Source organism: Gemmatimonadota bacterium (assembly GCA_009841265.1).
In the GTDB taxonomy this organism is placed as follows: Bacteria; JAAXHH01; JAAXHH01; order JAAXHH01; family JAAXHH01; genus JAAXHH01.
In genome coordinates this window covers 267,139-286,924 of sequence record VXMB01000014.1, presented here as the reverse complement: position 1 = coordinate 286,924, position 19,786 = coordinate 267,139, and the positions used below count along the sequence as shown (strand labels likewise).

12 protein-coding genes are annotated in these 19,786 nt (G+C 62.0%); 5 read left to right on the top strand and 7 right to left on the bottom strand.

Annotation, left to right across the window (positions count from 1 at the left end):
* From F4X08_13915 to F4X08_13895, 5 genes are all read right to left on the bottom strand, one after another.
* Positions 1-1,617, bottom strand: a complete 1,617-nt coding sequence (locus tag F4X08_13915; GenBank protein MYD26893.1) for a tetratricopeptide repeat protein — start codon at positions 1,615-1,617, stop codon at positions 1-3.
* A gap of 10 nt (positions 1,618-1,627) precedes the next feature.
* The gene (locus F4X08_13910; GenBank protein ID MYD26892.1) at positions 1,628-3,535 is read right to left on the bottom strand and encodes a hypothetical protein; all 1,908 of its coding nucleotides are present in this window, start codon (positions 3,533-3,535) and stop codon (positions 1,628-1,630) included.
* Positions 3,536-3,650: 115 nt separating this feature from the next.
* The gene (locus tag F4X08_13905; GenBank protein MYD26891.1) at positions 3,651-4,670 is read right to left on the bottom strand and encodes a PorV/PorQ family protein; all 1,020 of its coding nucleotides are present in this window, start codon (positions 4,668-4,670) and stop codon (positions 3,651-3,653) included.
* Positions 4,671-4,708: 38 nt separating this feature from the next.
* Positions 4,709-7,750 (bottom strand): T9SS type A sorting domain-containing protein, encoded by a 3,042-nt coding sequence (locus F4X08_13900; protein ID MYD26890.1) that lies wholly within the window; start codon positions 7,748-7,750, stop codon positions 4,709-4,711.
* 242 nt (positions 7,751-7,992) lie between these two features.
* A complete protein-coding gene (locus tag F4X08_13895; GenBank protein MYD26889.1) occupies positions 7,993-11,055 on the bottom strand; it encodes a TonB-dependent receptor in 3,063 nt (1,020 codons plus the stop codon).
* Positions 11,056-11,753: 698 nt separating this feature from the next.
* Here F4X08_13895 and thrC point away from each other — a divergent pair.
* The 3 genes from thrC to F4X08_13880 are packed head-to-tail and all read left to right on the top strand — an operon-like array spanning position 11,754 to position 15,140.
* On the top strand, positions 11,754-13,079 hold the full coding sequence (gene thrC, locus F4X08_13890) for a threonine synthase (GenBank protein MYD26888.1): 1,326 nt from the start codon (positions 11,754-11,756) through the stop codon (positions 13,077-13,079).
* Positions 13,076-14,623, top strand: a complete 1,548-nt coding sequence (dacB, locus tag F4X08_13885) for a D-alanyl-D-alanine carboxypeptidase/D-alanyl-D-alanine-endopeptidase (protein MYD26887.1) — start codon at positions 13,076-13,078, stop codon at positions 14,621-14,623. Before thrC ends, dacB begins: the two co-directional genes overlap by 4 nt.
* Before the next feature lie 46 nt (positions 14,624-14,669).
* Positions 14,670-15,140: a hypothetical protein gene (locus F4X08_13880; GenBank protein ID MYD26886.1), complete on the top strand. Its 471-nt coding sequence runs from the start codon at positions 14,670-14,672 to the stop codon at positions 15,138-15,140.
* Between the two features lie 103 nt (positions 15,141-15,243).
* On the opposite strand, the gene rsgA is transcribed toward F4X08_13880, so the two are convergent.
* Entirely contained in the window at positions 15,244-16,221 is a 978-nt protein-coding gene (gene rsgA, locus F4X08_13875; protein MYD26885.1) for a ribosome small subunit-dependent GTPase A, read from the bottom strand.
* A gap of 31 nt (positions 16,222-16,252) precedes the next feature.
* Positions 16,253-17,263, bottom strand: coding sequence for a DNA polymerase III subunit delta (gene holA, locus F4X08_13870; protein MYD26884.1), 1,011 nt, complete (start codon positions 17,261-17,263; stop codon positions 16,253-16,255).
* On the opposite strand from holA, the gene F4X08_13865 reads away from it, so the two are divergent.
* Positions 17,262-18,281, top strand: coding sequence for a TIGR02757 family protein (locus tag F4X08_13865; GenBank protein MYD26883.1), 1,020 nt, complete (start codon positions 17,262-17,264; stop codon positions 18,279-18,281). The two genes, holA and F4X08_13865, sit on opposite strands and share 2 nt — an antisense overlap.
* Before the next feature lie 235 nt (positions 18,282-18,516).
* A complete protein-coding gene (gene serS, locus F4X08_13860; GenBank protein MYD26882.1) occupies positions 18,517-19,785 on the top strand; it encodes a serine--tRNA ligase in 1,269 nt (422 codons plus the stop codon).
* Position 19,786: the final 1 nt, after the last annotated feature.

The window sequence follows — 19,786 nt, the reverse complement described above, 5'->3', positions numbered from 1 at the left end:
TCATGATCCGTTCCTTTCCTGCCTGATCTGCTCCCATCGCTGCTGCAATACCTCATTCTCCGGTTCGATGCGGACGGCATTCCCCATCGCCTCATCGGCCCCGCCGTAGTCCCCGCTCACGTTCCGCACGATGGCCAGTGTTTCGTAGGCGACGGCGGTAGGCGCGATCTCAACCGCCTTGCCGGCCAGTTCGAGGGCACGGTCCAGGTCCTCCCCGTGCCGGGCGATGAGCCAGGCAAGGTTCGTATAGGCCTCCACAAAGTTCGAATCCAGCAGGATCGCCTGTTGATATGCATCGCGTGCCTCATCGAACATGCCCAGCTCCACGTAGGCCACGCCCAGGTTGTTGAAGGCGTGAACGAAACGGGGCGAAAGTTCCGTCGCTATCCTGAAGGCCCGTACGGCGTCCTCATACCGGCCCAGGCGGGTCAGGGCCGTCGCCATGTTGTAATGCATCTCCGCCACCCGGGGATTCAGCCGTACCATGGATTCCGCCTGCGACAACGCCTCCCTGAACCCGTTGAGCTGCTGAAACGCATCGAGAAAACGCCTGGCATCGTCCTGTCTGCCCATGGCGTTCAGAGTGTTTCCGATGGCAAGATAGGGTTCGGGGTACGCCCGATTGAGTTCGACCGCCCGTGAGAACACTTCCAGGGCTTCTTCATGCCGTTGGGCAGCCGCATAGGCCGTACCCGCATGGTAATGCAGGGTAGCCGACTCGGGATCCATCACCAGGGCTTCCCTGTACAGCGTAATCGCCCGTTCGGTCCGACCCGCCCGCAGCGAGGCCTGGGCAAGACCCGCGATGGCCTCCACCGATGCCTCATCGATGCGCAGCGCGTTCTCGTAGGACCGGACCGCGTCGTCGACACGGCCTTCGCCCAACGCGATCACGCCGAGCTGGCAGTAGGCCTCCGCCATGCCGGCATCCACCTGCAATGCCGCGCGAAAGGCATCCCGCGCTTCCTGGAATTTCCGCTGATCCAGCAGCACGCGTCCCAACGCGAACCGGGCGTCGACGTAGTCCGGATCGATGGACAGGGCATTGGTATAGGAAATGGCGGCCTCGTCCAGGGCACCCAGTTTCTCCTCCGTGGTCCCCCGGCCGTAGTGAAACAGGCTGTTGTCGGGGTCACGGTCCGTCGCCTCGACGAACGACCTGATCGATTCGATGAGCCGGCCCGTGTACTGGTAAGCCTGGCCCAGGTTGTAGTACGGTTCGGCGCGGTCGGGATCCATTTCCACGACGCGGTGGAACGCCTCAATCGCTTCGTCGTACCGTTCCTGCTGGGCGTAAACCAGACCCAGGTTGAAATGGGCATCGGCGTCCCCTGGACGCAGTTCGGTGACGACCAGGAATGCCGCTTCCGCCGTGTCCAGCTTCTCCAGCGCGACGGCGGCCAGGCCCAGGTTGAAGTAGTTGGCCGGTTCGCTCCTGTTCTCCTCGATCTGCCGTCGGAAGTACATCACGTCTTCGAGCAGAAGGGATTCGTCCTCGGGCGACAGTTGCCTGAGCGCTTCATCCGGACGGGCGGTGGTGATGTTCGTGAGGTAGGGACCGGTGTCCGTAAGCAGTGGCGTGTAAAGCAGAAGGGCTGCGAGAAGGATATTGCGCATTCCGTACCCGTCAGTCGAAGTAGGACCTGAGACGATCGCGGAGGCTCAGTCCTTTCGAAGGCGTGGAAACTTCCAGTTGTCCAACCGGCCTTACCGTGGTGACGTCCGAAGCCACGGCCATGTCTTTCTGCGTCCACTTCTTGAGATCAGCCAGCGGCTTGAACGCTCTTCTGTAAATCAGATCGGTATGGATATCCACGCGATCGACATCCGACGGGACTTCGAAGGAATACACGGAGCGATCCGCCTCGCGCGCCTTGATCCGCGTGTCTTCAACGATGCGGGTCGCCTGCCAGTCCATGACGTGGGTGTTGCCCGCGTCGTCACCGAAGACCAGGGCGAATCCCTTGCCAGGGTAGCCCGCGTAGTTTCCTTCGGCCAGGTCGCCTTCGCCGCCGTAGGACGGTACGCGCTGGTCCCCCACGTAACGCAGGGTATCGCCATTCGCCAGCACGGGCGTCACGAGCAACAGCATGTTCCTGATGGTGATCCCCGACGGGATGTGATGGCCGGTATTGACGTTGCGCACGTCCACGGTCACCGTCAGCAGGCCGCCTGAAACAACGGCGTCGATGGCCAGGGTGGCGGCGTTCGGCAGGAGCTCTTCCGTGGCCCCGGGGAACCCGTGTGTCTTAACGGTGGTCGGATCCCGGTATCCGATGGGTGTCCAGAACTTCTCCGCGTCGCCGTTTACGAAAGAACCAAAGGTGAAACCGTCGGAATCGGGCTCCATGTGGCAGTCCTGGCACTCGATGCCCATGGCGGAATAGGGACTCTCCTTCCATTCCCGGTACGTATCCATGAACGGAAGGCCGTGCTTGTTCTTGTGCTGGTGGCAGGCAGAGCAGTAATCGCTGCTCGTGTATTGCGGATTGTAGCTCGCCACCATGGGCGAGGTATTGGATGAACCCGGCAAGGGGGTGAAGTTGATGACGTCGTCATAGGGTCCGTAGACGAAGATCGGCGGGAACTTCCCCTTGATGAGCCGGGCCTGCCTTTCTTCTTCCATGGCCACCAGGTTCAGGGTGATCGATCCATTCACGCCCGCGTGGTCATTGACCTCCACGTGCTGAATCTTGTGGCAGAAATCGCAATGAATCCCCGCAGCGTCGACTGAACCGGCCAGTTTTTCGTACTCCATGCGTTCAAGCGTCTTGTAGTCCTGGACGGTCGGGTAGGCCAGCGAACGGTTGTACACGACCTTCAGGTCGGTATGACCCGGCGCTTGCACGGCGGCCGACGGGGCGTGGCAATCGGCGCACTCTCCGGCTTCATCGGGAAAATCCAGTCTGAAACCAGGTCCCACGTTTTCATTCCCGTCCGCGTCCGTACCGTCGTATAGGTTCAACGTCCACGGATTGGTCACGCCTTTCGCGTGCTGGGAAGTACTCCACTGATCGTAGAGATCTCTATGGCAAAGATAACAGGTCGGTTCGAAATGGCAGAGATTGCACCCCTCTTCGAAGCCCGTGTGGGATTGCGTGCGCAGTCGTTCCAGCTCTTCCGGATCCTCGCGAAGATCGACCAGCGATTTGTGGGGGGTGATGAAATTGTAGGCGTCGTCTTTCTCTTCGGGTACTTTTTGCAATACGATCGTCGTATATGATGTTTTGGGATCTACCATGACCCCGCCGTTCAACCAGCCTTCCTTGCCTGCCGTTACCGCGTAATGCTGCACGGGTTCTTCAATGATATTCAGGGTAAACCTTCCCTCGGAATCGGTAAGCACGAAATCCGGCTTCCCGTGTTCCCGCACGCGGACACCCGGTATAGGGTCTTTTCCATCGATGACGATGCCGCTCAACTGCAGGACCTGAGCCCTGGCTTCCGGACCGATCATCGCTCCGGCGGCCGCAATGCATCCGATTACGAAAACCCTCACCAACTGCCTGTATCCGGCCAGTCCACTCAACTTCATTGAATTCCCCGATTCTCTCACAACATAAGAGAATCCCTCATCGAACGGACTGAGGGATTCTCCTGATGCTTCAAACGATAATGCTTACATCCATCGGTGCTTCCTGGCTTGATGTTTAGAAGCCCACGCCGACGGACACGCGATGCAGATCGTCCAGCAGTTCATACTGCGTATACGCGTAATCAACGTTGAGACTCAATTCACCCTGGCTGAACCGGAGACCGGCACCAGCGGAAACGCCTTCGTCCTGGCCGCCGCTGTATCCGGCTTTCCAGCCTACCCGGCCCGCGATGTAGTCGTTCACCCACCACTCGATACCGAGATTGAGCACGGAATCGAACTCGCGGAGCTTCCAGAGTTCGGCGCTGGTCATGATGCTGCCCACCGGCAGTTCGGTCGGTTCAATGGCAAAACCGATACGGAACGTCGTAGGCAACTGATCGCGAGCGCTCGACTCTTCGATGAATTGCATGTCCGGACCGAAGTTCTGGAACGAGGCGCCAATACGGAAATTACGGAAGTCTGTCGTATAGATGGTGCCCACGTCGACCGCAACCGCCGTGCTGGTACGGTCATCGTCTCCGGCGCCGCTCGTGCCTTCCGACACGTACTTCAGCGATCCGCCGACCGCGAAGGAATCTGTCAGACGACGCGCATAGCTCGGCCCGATGGCCAGGTCCGTCACGTTGAAGTTCTGGCCCTGGTTGGCGAATTGACCCGTCGGATCTCCAGAGGTGGTATAAGGTATGTCGCCCGAAAGCAACGAGTGCACACTCACACCCACCGCCCCGTTGTCGCCGAGATTCCAAACGAGACCTGCGCTGAACACGGTCATTTCCGCGAAATACGGTGCATAGGAAACGCCGACCGCGCCCCTGCCCTCGACGAACACCATGGTAGCCTGGTTCGTCAGTGCAGAGAACGCGCCCAGATCCGTATAGGACGTGGCGGAGGATCCAACACCCGCGACACGGGCGCTAGCATCCAACGTCAGAAACTTCGTCGCGGCGGTTCCACCTTTGGAAACCTGAGCATGTACCGGTGCTGACAGTGCCAGCAGGAGTCCGGTGACCACGCCCCAGCGAAACAATACTTTCATTAGAAAACCTCCCTGAATCGGACCGCCCCGCGCCATGGCCGGTCATGGCCCATGGCGCAGGACGTAACCGCAGTTTACCGCCGGACGTAGAGTTTCAGTGTTTTCGTGTAGTCCACGCCACCGATCTCGGCTTCTACCACGATGATATACAGACCGCTGGAAACCGGTACGTTGGAATCATTCTTCAGATCCCAGTCCGTCACACCGCCGATCGTCGTGGTCTGGTCACCCGGAACGGAGAACTGCTTCACCAGCAGGCCGGCCGCATCGAAGATCGTGATGCGGGACGGTACCGGAGCGTTGAAGAACTTGACGGTTTGCGACTTCGTTGCCAGATCCCACTGGGCCTGGAAGACGAAGGGGTTGGGCGCGACCGTGATCAGATTCTCGAATTCGGCCACACCGCCCACAACCTCGTTACGGATCACGGTAGTCGGGATAACGTCCTGTCCCGGTACCTGCGGTCCCACCGTCAAACCCCGGTACGGATACTGGCCGTGCCAGCGTCCGTCCGTACCGTTCGCGTTCATCGTGTAAAAACTCTCGAGCCCGTTGATCGTACGGGTGATCACGCGCTGCGTAGAACCCTGATCGGCCACGTAGTTATCGAAATCGTGCTGTTGCGCGCTTTCGTTATCCACCGAAGCTACGTAGTACCAGTAGCTGAAACCGATCAGCACGGAACGATCCTCGAACATATAACCGCTCTTGCCGACCAGTCGGGGATCCGTGGGAATACCGCCGACACTGGTAATCTGCGCATCGCCGGATCCGATGGCATCCGGATAGCGATCCGAGAAGCTGGTGGCGATGGCCGTCGTAGCGCCCAGAGCATTGTTCGCTTCGACGATCTGTGCCGAACTCGGCTTGGTTTCGATGAAATCATCCTCGAAACCCGGCAGCCTGTTACCAGCCGGATACGGGTTCGGATAGGAAACGGATTCCGGCGGATTCAGACTGTTGGTCTGATTGCCGCCGCCGCCGCCGAATTCAGCGATCTGGACATACGGACCGGAGAAGTTCGGCGCCGCGAAGCGCTTCACCAGGTCGTCGGCCACAAAGTCGTAAACCCGGCCGATGTTGTAATCGGCGCCGAGCGTCAGGCCTTCATGGATGAACCGGGCGTAGGGATGGCCCTGCTTCACCGCGGCACTCGTCGGATCGGTTACGTTCGTGACCGGTGCGGCGCCATCGCTCAGACCGAGATTCGGCGGAATCACCGTACTGTTGTAACCGACATCATGGGCTACTGTAGCGGTCGGGAACTGATCGATGAAACCGGAAGCGCGGTACACGCGGTACTTCGCGAAGTCCGCGGTGCCCCGGCCCGGATCGATAGCCGTTTCCGCATTGTTGGCCCACGCCAGCGCGATCGTACCGTTGGCGGTCGGGAAGACCGACAGGGTAGGAGGCGGAGGCGGGTGGAACAGCGCGCCGCTGGCTGTGCCGCGACCCAAGTTGATGGTCTGCGACATGACCGCGCCGTCGCCGTCCCGCATTACGGAACCATCGGCGTTGTACATGGGGATGGTACGGTCGTTGGAGCCGTCCCAGTAGTACGTATTGTTCGCCATGTTGTACTTCCGCTGCATCCAGACGTCCATAGCGCGGAGATACACGTCATAGGCGCCATCCTTGCCGGCGCCGATGAGGTCAACATGCCAGATGGTCAGGTCTTCGCCGGGCGCCTTGGTGTATGGGCCCCAGCCCAGGGCGTTCCGGATGCAACCGGCGCCCGAGGTCTCTTCCTTCGTGTCGCTTCCGTTGTACGGATCGGGCACGATGCCCCTGAACACGCCGTCGAGATCGAAGAGCGTAAAACTGTCGTACTGACCAGACTGCACACCCTGAGCCGCACCGGGATTGCCGGGCTGGGTCAGGTTACGCGGGTCGCCCCACATCAGGCCCATGCCTTCGGCCGATCCACCTGGCTGCGTCTTGGCGGTCCAGGTGCTGATATCGGTTGTTCTGCCGAGAGGCGAACCACTGGTGAAGAGATCCGGATGCGGCGCACTGCTTCCGCCCGGAACGTTGACCTTCTTGTTCTCGAGGTACTTGGTAAGCGAGCCCTCGTACCAGCCGAACACGCCTCTCAAGTCAGCGATCCACCATTCGTGGGTGTTGAACAGGCCGACGGACGGCGCATCGTAGATATCCAGCGCCGCGACGTTGTTCGTGTCACCAAGCGGATCATCGTCGCCGGAACCTTCGAGAATCATCAGGGAGGCTTCGCCCACGTGCAACGGATTGAAGTTACCGTTGGTCGTATTCCACACGTAGGAATCAATACCCGGATGTCCCGGATTGTCCTCGTCGAACATGGTGACCAGGCCGGAGTAGAACCGGTCGCTGTAAGGCGCCTGGTTGTAACGGCCCGAGTTGATCAGCCCTTCCGGTACGGCGAGAGGCATCACGCGGCTGAACATGGCGGGCGGCTGCTTGTCGTCGCCACCGGTACCACCGCCGATCGCCCCGCCCGTCAGGAGGGGATTGTTCGTCCATGGAATATCGAAGTCGTAGTTGAAGATGATCAGGAAGTTCTTGACCGTGGCTCCGTTTAATTCCGGACTGTTATCGGTATTCACATCCACATCGCCATGCGTGTTCAATACATGACGCAGCAGGATGAAGTCATTCGTATGGCCGTAGCCGTAGCTGAAGCTGTACGACTGACGCAAGATCCGAATACCGGCGTTCGTATTGAAGGTGGCTTCCGTGATGAAGGGCTCGCGGTATCCACCGGGGCCCACGGTGCCGCCACCAAAACCGGGGCTCTGCGAACCGCCCTGATCGGACCAGAAGCCCGCGGGCGGATTCTCACGCTGGTGAGGCGGAGCCCGGTATACGTTGTTCGTTCCGACGAAAGCACCTTCGGCGCGGCTTGCAGGCATACCGGCCACGGCGTCAGGCAGATAGGCCGTGATGCCGAAGGCCGACGCCCACAGTGGCGCGTCCAACCCGCCCGCCGGGAAGGTGTACGAAGGATAGCCCATCGTCGGACTCATGGAACGGCCGGACCCACGCCAACCCCAACCGGTGTAGGTATCGGTCAGTTCCGAATTCATGACGGCCATATAGGTCTGACCACCGATATAGGCAGGCTGCCTTTCACCCACGCCGAGCTCGTGGGGAACCGGAACTCCCTGAGCCGTCGCGGAGTTTGCCGGGGCGTCCGGCAAAGCCGTGAGATATGAAGCTGTCCCAAGGATTGCCGCCGAAGAAAGCACCAACGCTCCGGCTGTTACGTATCGACGCCATTTCTTCAAAATGAACCTCCTTATGCCGGCAACGTTCCGCGAACGCCGCCAACGTTGCGAGAAGACGCGCGGTAAATGCGCGCCTTCCCGCGTTGGGTTTACTACCATGCTAAGTTGAGACCCACCCAGATGTCGCGTGGTCCGTTGGCCTGCGTACCAATGCCACCCACCGGACCGCCTACGAGACCCACGGGATCGCCGCGGCGTTGCCAGCGGTCGCCGGCCGCGTTGTTAGAGGCGCTGGCGACGGTATAGATGTTCGCCCGGTCGAAGAGATTGTTGACCTGGGTGAACACGCCGAGCCGCACATTGCCGAGATCGAAATTCTTCTGGGCGTACAGGTCGGTCGTCCAGGTCCAGGGCGAGCGATGCGCAGCAGCAAGCAGACCGAGCGGATCAATCGCCTGGTCGCTGGATGTGCGGTACTGGTTGCCGCTCTGAGCCTTGGTCAGGAAAGAAGCGCTGATGCCGTAGGGCAGCTCGAGCAGGAGGTTCGCGACAATACGATGACGTCGATCGTTAGCGGTGAACTCGCGGATGTAGGTATCCGGAGTCGGCGTCCCGTCCACGAAGTCGGAGAATACCAGCACCGTCTCACCGCCGCGTTCGCGGACGGTTTGCGGCGTGGTCAGATCCGACGTAAAGGCCAGGGTGTAGTTGGCCCGTACCGAGAACCGGTTGGCCATCTGGCGCCGTACCGACAACTCGAGTCCCCGTGCATCCTGGGCAAACGTCGGAAGCAGGATGGAAACTTCGCGTTGCGATCCACCGATGAAGGCTACGTCCGGTGCGAAGAGCCAGGTAAGCGGCTGGTTGTTCGCATCACGGAAATAACCGGTAACGTCCACGTAGTAACCGGGATAGATCTCGGCCTGCAGACCCATCTCGTAGTTCGTGGACTTCTGGAACGGAAGGTCCGGATTACCGTGGTTACGCTCGAACGGTGAAGTCTGAACCAGACCCATGTACAGATGCTGCAACGGCGGGCGCTGGTTGAAGATGCCGTACGAATAGTGCAGCGCAGCGCGGTCCGTGATCGGATGGGAGATACCCAGGCGCGGCGCCAGACCCGTCTTCATCGACGGATCCAACGTACGGTATTCCGGATCGTCGTGCTCCGGACCCGGACCTGAACGCGGACGGTACGGGTTGATCGCGTTGGCGTTGGCGTTGAAGATGTCCAGCCGCAGCCCTGCGTTCACCACGAGACTTCCGTACTCGATCCGGTCCTGCATGTACGCGAAGTACTCGACCGGATACACGTGCGCCTGCCTGCCGGCGAGGGGCAGCGTGCTGGCGGTCGGGTCCAGATTCAGGTCGTTGAAGAGCGACACGGCGTTACCCCGGGCGGGGCCTCTCGTGCTCTCTTCATAGTCGTTCATCGTCACGCCGAAACCGCCCTTGAACTGGTGGTTCGAGTTCACCTGGCTGGTAATGGCGAAGTTGATGTCCGTCTTGAAAGGCCGCACGCTAGAGTAGTTGCCGAAATCGATCGAAGAGTAAGCTTGGTCGCCGTACAGGATGTAGGGCACCTGCGTACCGGCGCCTTCCTCGAGTGCCGAGTAACCCACGGAGTTGATGAACGCGGAAGTAAGCGCCGGCAGGGGTTCCTTGCCGTACTTGGGATTATAGCGTTCGTTGTACTCGCGCAGGTGGCTGAAACGGATCTCGTAGAAGGTCCGCGGGCTGAGCGTATGGGTATACGCCACGTTCAAGTGGAAACGGCCGTTGTAGTTCTGGTTGAGGCCATCGGCGTTGTACTTCCAGCCGTATGACGTGCTCCGCTGACCCTTCTTGCTGAAGAAACCCTGGTCTTCGATGAGTCCGGACATGGACAGCTTCATGCTGGTCCGCGGCCGGTAGGTCATCTTCACGAAGGTGTTCATCAGGCGGGAGTAGTCATTGGGATTGCGGCCCCAACTCTCGTTGAAACGGCCTGAAGCGAACCAGTTCAGTTTGCTGCCCAGCGGACCGCCCATGCCGAAGTCGATCTGGACCGGGCGCTTCTCCGTCCGGTTGTTCCGGGCGAACTGGTTGTACTTGTCCGGGTGGAACGAACGATCCACCGGAGCATCGCGATTCACCGCGACACCGCTATTCGCCTGGGCTTCCGGCAGGCCGTCCGTCAGGTAGGACCAGAGGATGGCTTCGGGTTCGGGAATGACCCGGTCGTAATCCCAGTAATAGGTGTCGCGCTTATAGATGGCGGACCAGCTGTCCGGCGCGCCGGTCATGTCCAGCACGTCGAAGGGGTCCTGCATCCTGAGACCGTCGTCCGCGCGGGCGGGATCGCTGTTGAAGGCGTTCGTCTTGTCGATCGCGCCCTGGATGATATCGCGCAGATCCTGCTCAGACCAGGAACCGGCCCGGTAGGCGTCGACGATATCGAGATCGGGTGGCTTGGTCCAGTTGAGGCCTTTCTGGCCGAGCGTACGGTACTCGAAGTTACCGGTGTAATTGGAACCGCCATCGCGGGTCACCACCGTGGTGATACCGGCCAATGCGTTCACGTACTCGGCGTTGAACGTACCCGTCTTGACCTGAAGCTCCTGGATCATGTAGGGGTTGATCGTAAACGCCTGGCCCGTGTTGTTCTGCTGACCCGTCACCGTGGCACCGTCGATGGTGGTCTGCTGATCCTGGGGACGGCCGCCGCGAAGGTTGCCGGCGAAGCTGCCCGCGGTGGTCAGTACCACTTCGGCGATATTCACCACCGGCAGCGCCTGGATTTCTTCGGCCTGCACGATGGTCCGGGTGGAGGTCAGACTCTTCTCAACCAGGTCCCGGGTCGCCACGACCTCGACCGCCTCGGCGGATTCGAGAATCGTGGACTCCAGTTCGAAGTTGAGCGTCGTGGTGATATCGGCATCCACCTGCGTTCCTATGGCACGCACCGGGACATAACCGATGACGTTCACCACCAGGGTGTAGGAACCGGGCGGTACGTTCAGAATGAAGTATTCGCCCATGTCATTCGCCATAGCACCCAGAACCGTGCCCTCGACGCGGACACTGGCCGCAGGCAGCGGTTCCCGCGTCGCACTGTCGACCACGACACCGGAAATCTTACCCAGCGAAATCTGCGCCTGTGCTTCCGTCGAGATGCTGAGCACTAACGCGAAAGCGAATGCGAAGCGCAAAGCTCGTGAAATTGTTATAGACATCTAATTCACTCCTCGTTTAACAGAGCCCTTCTGATTATTGTCAGCTTGCCCCGGCCTGCTGACGGTATCGTAATGTTGCAGACTCGACTTCAGATTCCAACCTGTACTTCTTTCGACACTCACCTCCCTCCAGCGATGGTATTGGGGCAATCGTATATAAATAAGTAATCTGAATACCTTAAAATAACTGAAACGACATACATAACGGCCGCGTGCAAGGGCATGAACACGCGACGAAACATCGATTTTGAATGTCAGTGATCCGAGTTCCTATCAAATGCAAACAACGTGCCAGATTTCGGGCCGCCCGCCGGCGCGCACAGATCCATGCCCGAAACCCCTTGGGACTCTAAGCGAAACAAGTCCATGGGCCGTATTTTGCCACCTGTATGGGGCCGTTCCGGATGACACGTAACACGAAATAAATTTCGTCCTTCGATATGGGCTGAAACGAATTGCACGACACGGCCCGAATCCATTACGCTATCGTACTCATCGCAACCCCGCGACCGCCGTCATATCTTTCTTGACATTATGTACGGACGCGCATAAGGTGTTGCGCTGGTAATGGTTCGGCTATGTTTGGTTATTCGCTTGCAACGAGTAGTAAGTATATATCCGGTCCCGTTCATAGTCAACATTATTATTTCATTTTGTTCAAAAAACAGGCGATGGCGGGAACAAAAAGCAGGTCCCCCATGGAATACAGGTCCTGGTTTCACTGCATTGAAGGCTGCAGCGAAACTTATCCGTTGAACGAAATCATCTACCGGTGTCGGGTCTGCGGGGGCCTGCTCGACGTCGCCCACGACATGGAAAGCCTGAGGGCCCGGGGCGCCGCGGGCTGGATGAGACTGTTCGACGAGCGGTACCGGCGGACGGAGTATCCGTACGGGAGTTCGGTCTGGGGCAAGAAGGAATGGGTCTGTCCCGCGGTGGACGACCAGCACGTCGTATCCATTTACGAGGGCGGCAGCAACCTGTTCTGGGCCGAGCGGCTCGGCGAGGAACTCGGCCTGGGCGACCTCTGGGTGAAGCAGTGCGGCAACAACCACACCGGTTCGTTCAAGGACCTGGGCATGACCGTGCTGGTCTCCATGGTCAACCAGATGATCGAGGAAGGCCAGGGCATCCGGGGTATCGCGTGCGCGTCGACGGGAGATACCTCGGCTTCGCTGGCGGCCTATTGCGCCTCGGCGGGCATCCCGGCCATCGTGTTCCTGCCCCGGGACAAGGTCTCCGTGACCCAGCTCATTCAGCCCATCTCCCACGGCGCGCTGACCCTGTCGCTGGATACGGATTTCGACGGATGCATGGAGATCGTCCAGCAGGTGGCCGAAAGCGAAGGCATCTACCTCGCGAATTCCATGAACTCCCTTCGCCTGGAAGGCCAGAAGACGATCGGGATCGAGATCTGCCAGCAGTTCGACTGGGAGGTGCCCGACCTGATCATCATACCCGGCGGCAACCTGGGCAACGTCTCCGCGCTGGGCAAGGGGTTCCTGATGATGGAGGAACTCGGGATGATCGACAAGCGGCCGCGCATCGTCTGCGCGCAGGCCGCGCGGGCCAATCCGCTCTACCAGAGCTACCTGAAGGGATTCGATGAATACGAACCCATCCATGCCGAGTCGACCGTGGCCAGCGCCATCCAGATCGGCAACCCCGTCAGCTACAAGCGCGCCGTCCGCGTGCTGAAGGAGTTCGACGGCAAGGTCGAACAGGCCACCGAGGACGAGATCGCGAACGCCTCCGCCCGCGGCGACCTGACCGGACTCTACAACTGTCCGCACACGGGCGTCGCGCTGGCCGCGCTCTTCAAGATGGTCGAACGGGGCGAGATCCGGTCCACGGACCGCGTCATCATCATCTCCACCGCGAACGGACTGAAGTTCACCGATTTCAAGGTCGGTTACCACGAAGACCGGCTGGACGAAGTCGACGTGAGACACGGTCAGTCCCCCCTGGAACTGCCTGCCCGTTACGATGACGTGGTCCGGGCGATCGACCGGATGCTGACATGAGAGCGAAACCGACGCTCGGCGCGGCCGTCTTTCCCACCGCGGACGCCATGAAAGCGCTGACCGCTCCCGCGACCGTTATCCTGCTGCCGGTCCTGGCCCTGCTCGTGCTCGCCTGCGGCGGCCCTCTGCAGTTCCGCGGGGGGCCTTCCGGGCCGGAACGCCGCCTGGCGGAGGACATAAGCCGGGTCCTGGACCACCCCGACCTGGCGCCCATGACCGTTGGCGTGAAGGTCGTGTCGCCGGTCACGGGCCGGGTACTCTTCGCAAGGCACTCCAATGGACTGTTCCATCCCGCGTCCAATACCAAGCTGTTCACCGCCATGGGCGTCCTGCGGACCATGGGCCCCGACTACCGCTACCTGACGAGCGTCTTCTCGGACGGGGACGCCTTTGCCGGAAGCGACACGCTGCACACGTCGCTGTACCTGCTCGGGCGCGGGGACCCCATGCTTGAATCGGCGCACCTGGACAGCCTCGCCGGCCTGGTCGCCGAATCCTACGGCGTGCGGGTCATCGCGGGCGACATCGTCGTCGACGACGCCTACCTGGACGAGGTGCCCTACGGTGAAGGGTGGATGTGGGACGACGTGCAGTACAGTTACTCCGCCTCCCTGAATGCGCTATCGGTAAACGGAAACAGCGTGAAGATCGGCATTTCGCCCGGGGCCGCCGTCGGCGCGCCCGTAACGGTCCGGGTCGATCCGCCGACGACGTCCGTTACCTTTATCGTGGAGGCCCTGACGGCGGCGGCGGGGGATACCTCTACCGCCGAACCGCTCAGGATCGAGCGGGACTGGCCGTCGCGGTCCAACCGGATCACCATAACCGGCCGGGTCGCCATGGATGCGGACGAGCGGGAATACTTCCGCTCCATCGAAGCGCCCGGTCTGTACGCGGGGAAACTGTTCCGGGACAAGCTGCAGGCCCGCGGCGTCCGCGTGACGGGACCGGTCCGAAGGGGCGTCACGCCGACCCGCGCCCGGACGGTGGCGACCTACCGTTCACCGCCGGTGACCGGGGCCCTGGCCCGCCTGCTCAAGTACAGCCACAACCTGACGGCGGAACTGCTCATCAAGACCATGGGACGCCACACGACGGGCGAACCGGGCTCGTCCGCCGACGGGCTGGCCGCCCTGCGGCAGGTCCTGGCGGACTACATCGGCCTGGACCCCGACACCTACCGGTTCGCGGACGGTTCCGGACTCTCGTGGTACAACTACGTATCGCCCGACCAGGTCGCGGCGCTGCTTACGGCGGCGTACCACGATCCCTTGATCGGCGCCGACTTCCGGGAAGCGCTGCCCGTCGCCGGGGAGGACGGGACCCTGGCAAACCGGATGAAAGACACGGCGGCCATGGGCAATCTCAGGGCGAAGACCGGCACCCTGACCGGCGTGAGCTGCCTGAGCGGCTACGTCCATACCCTGGACGGCGAGCCCCTGGTCTTCTCGATCATGATAAACAACTTCGTCGGCCCGGCGTCGACGGCGCGCCGGGCGCAGGATGCGATCGGCGTCCTGCTCGCGGGATTCAGTCGCAAGTGACCTGCGTGAAACGCTGCGTGTGACATTATTCGGGAAGGGACCTGATATGGCGGAGTCCAGGGATCCTCACGTGGAAGGCAAGGTCAACCGGGCGCACTATTCGAGCAAGACGGAACTGTCTGCGCGCCTTTTCGCCTTGCTGGACCTGACCGCCAAGGACCGGGGCCTGAGCCTGATCCCCCAGCTTTCCCGGGCGGTGAGGCGGGGAGATGTCCTGGAACTCATCTGCACCGATGAAGAAGGCGCCGGACCGGGTTCGAACGTGGACCGGGCCGCCTACATCGGCTTCGCGGAAGTTTCGGAAGCGGGGCTGCTGCTGTGTGGGGACGCGGTCTCCGTCCATGAGGAAGAGATCGGAACGATAACGGGGTTCGACGAGACGCACCTGCCCAACCACCTGAACGTCGTCATCCGATCGAAGCGTCTCGTCTCGGGCCGGGAGATGGAACTGCCCCTGGACGAGTTGATCACCTTCTCCGGGATTTGCGCGGACCCGGACCGGGGCATCGGATTCTGATAGTCGGAGCGGACCGGCTGATCGCCTGCCCCGGGCGAGCCGACGCCCCGCGACTCCCCGGCGCGATCGGGTACTGCTCCGCGGCTGCCTTGCACCGCCAGGCCTACTGCCCGCCATCCAATTCTTTACGCAACGCGACGTAGCTTTCGTAACGCTCCCGGGACACGGCGCCCGCCGACAGGGCGGCCCGCAGGGTACAATCCGGTTCGTGAACGTGCGTGCAGTCGTGAAACCTGCAGCCCGCCAGGTGGCCGCGCATGTCGGGGAACAACTCCGGAAGCTCACGCGGCGAGACGTCCCACAGGCTGAATTCCCGGATACCCGGAGAGTCGATCACCAGGCCCCCCGCATCGAGCCGGTGCGCGGCGAGATAGGTGGTGGTGTGCCGGCCGCGGCCCGTCGTCCGGTTCACCTCGCGGACCCGCAGCCCGAGGCCGGGTTGCATGGCGTTGAGCAGGGAGGTCTTCCCCGCGCCGGACGGGCCCGCGATCGCGGATACCCGGTTCCGCAGCGTGGCCTTCAGCAGGTCGACCCCTTCCCGTGTCACGGCGCTGGCCGGGATGACGCGGAACCCGCACCGTTCGTAGATCGCCGCGATGTCCGGGTCCCCGTCCTTCGACAGATCGATCTTGTTCAGGCAGACGACCGGGGCGAGGTTGCCGGCTTCCGCGGCCACGAGCAGGCGGTCCAGCAGCTGCAGGTTCGGACGCGGGTCCCGCACCGAGAAGACGGCGACGAGATGGTCGGCGTTGGCGATCATGATCTGTTCGACGCGCCGCTTGCCGGGGGCGAGTCGGGAGAGTTTGGAACGGCGCGGAAGCACTTCCTCTATGGCGCCGGTCTCGCCCTGGTCCTCCACGACGCGCACGCGATCACCGATGGCCACGGGATTCACCGCGTCGATACGACCGACCTGCTCCACGGAGTGATGCTGGTTGTCCCGTTCCGGATAGATCAGCGCCTTCTTCATCCTGCTGCGCAACGCGCAGGCGAAGATCCCGTGCCGGGTCTCCACGTCGAACACGCCCCGGTGTTCCCTGATTACGATGCCTTCGGTCGATTTCACAATCGCGGCGCCCATGGCGCCTGGCCGGCCCTCCGTGTCTTTGCCGCTATGCCGCGTGCCCGGTGCACAACGTATACAACAGCCGCCGCATGACGAGTTCGGGCGGCAACGCGCTGGATTTCAGGGCCGTATCGGCTTCGTAGAGCGCCTCGAACCCGCTGAGCAGATCCCGGCCCGCCAGCAGCCTGGACTGCGCGGCATAGCGGTTGTAGAACCGGTTGAACCCCCATCCCAGCTGCAGCTTCTTCTTGATGTCGTCATCCGTCCGGCGGTCCCTTTTCAGGAACCTGATCTTCCAGAGGATCACCAGGTGGCGGACGAAGAGCGCCACGATGGCCTGGGGCGCGTCGCCGCCGTCAATCGCACGCTCGTAGGCCACCAGCGCCCGGGCGAGGTCCTTCTCGCCGACGGCCTCGGCGATGTCGAATACCGTTCCCGCGCGAACGGGTCCGAGCGTACTCTCCACGTCGCCGGCCGCAATCGTATCCCTGCCGCCGACGAACACGGCCAGTTTCTCCACCTCTCCGGCCAGTTCCCCCAGGTCCGTCCCCACGATTTCCTGCATCTGGTGCGCGGCCTCCGGGGTCAGCCGCTTTCCGTAACGCTTCGCCTGCTGCTGAAGCCAGGCAGGGACCCTCTCCGGAAACAGCGGGTAGAACACCACCGAGACCGCCGCCGCCGCCAGCCGTTCGTACAGCCTGGTCTTCAGGTTCACCCTGGGCGCCTCGAGCACCAGGACCGTACTCGGCGCGGGTCGCTCCGCGTAGTCGGCCACGGCTTCCCGGTCCTTTTGCGGCAACTTGTGGAAATCCCTGACGACGACCACCCTGCGGTCGGCCATCATGGGCACGAGGGAGGCAGAGGTCAATATCGCCGCTGCGTCGCTTTCGTCGCCGCGAAGCACGTCCACGCAGAACGCCTCCGTCCCCGGCTCGACGACACGGGCGACCAGCGTATCCACGGCCTCTTCCTTCCGGTACGCCTCGTCGCCGGAGAAGAAGTATACCGCTTCGATCCGGCCTCGGTCTATTTGCTGAATCAACTGCTCGGGGTTCATGGGGGCGCCTCGCCGCCGGACCGCGGCCGTCCTCTGCAGGACCGGTGCAGGCCCAGTGCAGGACTGGTACGGAACCGGCACGAATCGGGTTACGGGAATTGCAACATACGGATATATTCAAGTCAAATCGGTTCAAGTCAAGCCGCATACGCCATCTCCTGACCGGACCCTGGCTTTTAAACCTGGCCCGCAACACGGACATTTCCCCATGACGCGTATCGATTGGACCGCGATCGGAAACCGGCTGGATGACCTGTATCGTTCCTTCGATCCTTCCATGATCTCGCCCGATCCGCTCGAAGTGGTGAGACGCTTCGAAGGTCCGGAAGACCAGGAGATCGCCGGGCTGGTCGCGGCTTCGCTGGCCTACGGCCGGGCCGAAACGATCACGGCCGCGGCCGGCGAGGCGTTGCGGAGGATGGGAGACGCGCCCTGGGACTTCGTCATGGGATTCGACCTCGGGCGGGACGGCGGACGATTCGACGGATTCGTATACCGTTGGACGCGGGGACGGGACCTGTCGATGCTGGCCGCCGTCATGGGGAAGGCACTGCGGCGGTACGGCTCCCTCGGCGCGCTCTTCGCCGCGGGCCACCGCCAGTCGGATGCCCACACGGGTCCCGCGCTTGCCCATTTCACCGATACGCTGCTCGGATTCGCGCGGGAGATCCGCCCCGGGGAGCGGCACGGGACGAAAACGGGGTTCCGCTACCTGTTGCCCTCCCCGGTTTCGGGAAGCGCCTGCAAGCGGATGAACCTCTACGTCCGGTGGATGGTCCGGCAGGAAGCCCCGGACCTGGGCCTCTGGCCGCGTATACTTCCCGCCCGCCTGGTGATGCCGATCGACACCCACGTGGCGCGGATCTCAAGGCGGCTGGGCCTTACGTCCCGGAAGCAGGCGGACTGGAAGATGGCCGAGGAGGTCACGCGGGCGTTGAGCAGGTTCGACCCGGAAGACCCGGTAAAATACGACTTCGCCCTTTGCCACTGGGGCATGCTGGAGTACAGGAACCGCTGAACGGGCCGGCCGGGGCGTCCGGCGGTTCGTCCGGCGCGTCCTGCGGCGCGACCGTGATGATCTGACGGGAGCGAATCGGCGCCGCCGCTTCGTTTCTGCTTGCCGGGCGCGGAGGCCTGTTCCTATTTTACCGTGATTTACCGCGGCAAGACAACAATGAATACCCGGGCAGCGGCCCACCCGACAGGCGCTTGGGCAGCAGCCCACCCGACAGGCGCCCGGTAGCGGAGGGATCATGTTAGACCAGCGATTCGTCAGGAATAACCCCGACGTGGTTAAACAGGCGGCGGCGAACAAGAACGAGCGGGTCGACGTCGACGGGTTCCTCGACCTGGATGCCCGGCGTCGGGAACTGCTGCAGGCGAGCGAGTCGCTCAAGCAGCGGCGGAACACCGTGTCCGACGAAATCGCCTCGATGAAACGCGGCGGTGAAGACGCATCCGCCCGGATCGAGGAGATGCGGGAGGTGTCCGCGCGCATCAAGGGTATCGACACCGATCTGGCCGAACTCCAGGACAGCCTGCAGTCCGTGCTCGAGCGCCTGCCCAACATACCCCATCCCTCGGTGCCGGTCGGCGCCGACGAAAGCGCCAATGTGGAGGTGCGCCGTTGGGGATCCACGCCCGAGGTGGAATTCGAACGCAAGGCCCACTGGGACCTCGGAGAAGCGCTCGACATCATCGACTTTCAAAGGGCGGGCAAGATATCGGGCAGCCACTTCGTCCTCTTCAAGGGCGAGGGCGCGCGGCTGCAGCGCGCGCTGATCCAGTTCATGCTCGACCTCCACATCCAGAAGCATGGGTACACGGAAGTCATTCCGCCCTACATCGTAAACCGCCAGAGCATGTTCGGTACGGGCCAGCTGCCGAAGATGGAAGAGGACATGTACCGGACCGACCTGGACGACCTGTTCCTCATTCCCACGGCGGAAGTCCCGGTGACCAACATGCACCGCGACGAAATCCTCTCCGAGGACGACCTGCCCATCTACTACACGGCCTACAGCCCCTGCTTCCGCCGCGAGGCCGGTTCCTACGGGCGGGAGACCCGCGGCCTGATCCGGGTGCACCAGTTCGACAAGGTGGAGATGGTCAAATTCGTCCGTCCCGAGACCTCCTACGATGAACTGGAGACGCTGGTGAACGACGCGGAGGAAGTGCTGCAGTTGCTGAATATCCCGTACCGCGTGGTTTCGCTGAGCACGGGCGACCTGAGTTTCGCGGCGGCCAAGTGCTATGACCTGGAAGCCTGGGCGCCCGGGGTAGACCGGTGGCTGGAGGTCTCTTCCTGCAGCAATTTCGAGGACTTCCAGGCGCGGAGAAGCGGAATCCGGTACCGGAACAAGGACGGGAAGAGCCAGTTCGTGCATACCCTGAACGGATCGGGCATGGGCATGGCGCGGACCCTCATCGCGGTGCTGGAGCACTACCAGACCGGGCGCGGCAGCATCCGCATCCCGGAGGTGCTGATCCCCTACATGGGGGGATTGAAGGAAATCGGTTGAA